A 2,365-nucleotide genomic window follows, 5' to 3' on the forward strand; every position below is an offset into this window, starting at 1 on the left:
ACATTGCAGATGAACTAAACTCAAAAGTGATCATTCACACACCACGGAAAAATAAAAAGGAAGTTCTAAAAGAGATATTGGATATTCTGCCTCAACATCTTGATGAAAATCAGGCCGTAATAGACCACATCAATCCACAGACAGTCGGCGATGCAATAAATACCGATTGCATGTTGGGTCTGACTGTTCAGCCCCAGAAGATGGACAAATTTGAAGCGATATCAATTTTGGATGAATATGGCTTTGACAAGTTCCTCCTGAACAGCGACATAAGCAACAAACCGTCAGATCCCCTTTCAGTTCCAAAAACCCTTCGTGAACTTGTCCGCCAGGGATACAACCAAAGCGAAATTGAAAAAGTATCACACACAAATGCTCAAGAATTCTTCAAAATTTAGATAACATGAATATCATCGAAAAATTGCCGATTCCCGCAAGTGGAATAATGCTTGCAACGTTATCTCTGGGCAATTTGCTCCAGGATGTTCATCCTTTTTTGAGATATGCATTTGCGGCGATAGGTACAGTGATATTAATCTTAATGCTTGTGAAACTTGCACTGTATCCGAAAAGTATTAGAGAGGACTTTAAGAATCCTGTGATAGCAAGCAGTTCCGGTACTTTTTCCATGAGTTTGATGATTTTATCTACCTATCTCATACAATTTATGCCAAGTTTTGCATTAGGCATATGGATTATTGGAATTGTCCTTCATATTTTGCTAGTAATATACTTCACCTATCATTTCATCATACGTAGATTTGATATTTCGACAGTCTATCCGAGCTACTGGATAGTCTATGTTGGAATAACGATGGCTGCGATAACTGCACATTTCCATGGAATACATGAAATAGACTTCATATTCTTCATGATTGGATTTTTTGGAATGCTGGTTACCACACCCCTTGTATTATACCGTGAATTTATCTATAAAAGAATTCCAGACATGAACAAACCTTTGACATGTATCTTTACTGCGTTGTTCAGCATATTGATTGTAGGATATGTTAATTCGGCACAAAACATCTCAAATGAGTTTTTAATTGGATTATATATAATTGCATGCGTTTTCTATGTATTTGCATTTTATAAATTCATAACCTTCAGAAACCTTGATTTTTATCCGAGCTTTGCAGCATTTACATTTCCATTCGTAATAAGTGCACTTGCTACAAAAGGATTTATTTCGACAGTTGGACCGAATATGGCATTAAATGCAATATTGATGATGGAAACGATTATAGCAGTGATTTTCGTAGTGTATGTGCTGGTGAGATATGCAATATTCTTAAAAAATAGTTAAAAAAGTAGAAATTAATCTACTTACCCTTTATTGATTACTTTTACCTTCTTAGGTGAGACAATGATTAAATTCTTGTCTTCAGTACGTGAAAGCAATAAAGCCTGAGCACCATATTTGGCTCTCATCTGCTTGATCTTTTCTCCTGCCAACTTAAAGTTCGGAGCGCTTTCCTTTTCTAAAAATGATAAATCCAGAATAACCGGATTTTTTTCTTCAAGCACCTGGTCAACGACATAATTAATGTCATCAAGTGTCTTCGGCCTTATTAAAACAATCTCATAAAATGACTGTTCAGGAACAATCACAAAATCATCAAAATCATCCGCAACTGGAGGTTTTGGTTGAGGGCGAGGATTTGGACTTTGTGTATGTCTAGGTTGTCCATATGGCTGTTGAGAATTTGGTTGATATTGATGCTGGTTATTTTGTTGAGGCCTATTGGGATTTTCCTTAGGTTTTAAAATTTCGCGAATACCGTCCATAATCCCAAGACTGTTATTTTGTTTGCTGCCTGATTCTGTTTCCTCGAATCCTAAACTTCTTTTTAAATCATCTGTGAAACTCATTTGAATTACTCCTCTAAATATTCTAATATGACATCTAATAATTTTGAAGCTCCATTATTATAAACATCCTCTGCAGGCAAGTTATATTTTGATTCAAAGTATTCCGGACAAACATCCAAACTGGCATTCTTAAGATTAACTGACAATCCAACAACTTTTGTTGGTTCAACCGCTTCAATAGCTCTAATCTCCTCTTCAATGCCTCTTGGTTCCCTGTATGGGTGATTAGGCCTGTGTCCCACAATGACCGCATCCGGAGAAGCACCTATCAAAATGGCTGCAGACAGACCTCTTGGATGAGGATTTCCATTTTCAGTGAGACTGGACTGTCCTTCAATAAATATAATGTCCGGTTTTTTGGTTTCTTCCACATATTTGATTGCAGACAACACAGCGGATGGGACATCCATCGCAGATAAACTCCCTGCTCTAAAGTTAAAATCAGTCGGTTCTTCCAAACCCATTTCATCAGTGGAAATAATTGCCGGATTCA

At 36.9% G+C, this 2,365-nt stretch carries 3 protein-coding genes and 1 pseudogene; 2 read left to right on the forward strand and 2 right to left on the reverse strand.

Annotated features, from left to right (window positions below):
- Nucleotides 1-398, forward strand: a pseudogene (locus tag ACJMLO_RS07585) (hypothetical protein); the annotation flags it as partial.
- 5 nt (nucleotides 399-403) lie between these two features.
- Nucleotides 404-1,306 (forward strand): TDT family transporter, encoded by a 903-nt coding sequence (locus ACJMLO_RS07590; protein ID WP_405295479.1) that lies wholly within the window; start codon nucleotides 404-406, stop codon nucleotides 1,304-1,306.
- A 20-nt stretch (nucleotides 1,307-1,326) separates the two neighbouring features.
- Here the strand turns inward: ACJMLO_RS07590 and ACJMLO_RS07595 are convergent, their stop codons facing one another.
- Nucleotides 1,327-1,872, reverse strand: a complete 546-nt coding sequence (locus tag ACJMLO_RS07595) for a cell division protein SepF (RefSeq protein WP_405295481.1) — start codon at nucleotides 1,870-1,872, stop codon at nucleotides 1,327-1,329.
- Between the two features lie 5 nt (nucleotides 1,873-1,877).
- A partial coding sequence (locus ACJMLO_RS07600; protein ID WP_405295483.1) for a DUF1611 domain-containing protein occupies nucleotides 1,878-2,365 on the reverse strand: 488 nt, incomplete at its 5' end.

The organism is Methanobrevibacter sp. (assembly GCF_045120835.1).
In the GTDB taxonomy this organism is placed as follows: domain Archaea; phylum Methanobacteriota; class Methanobacteria; order Methanobacteriales; family Methanobacteriaceae; genus Methanocatella.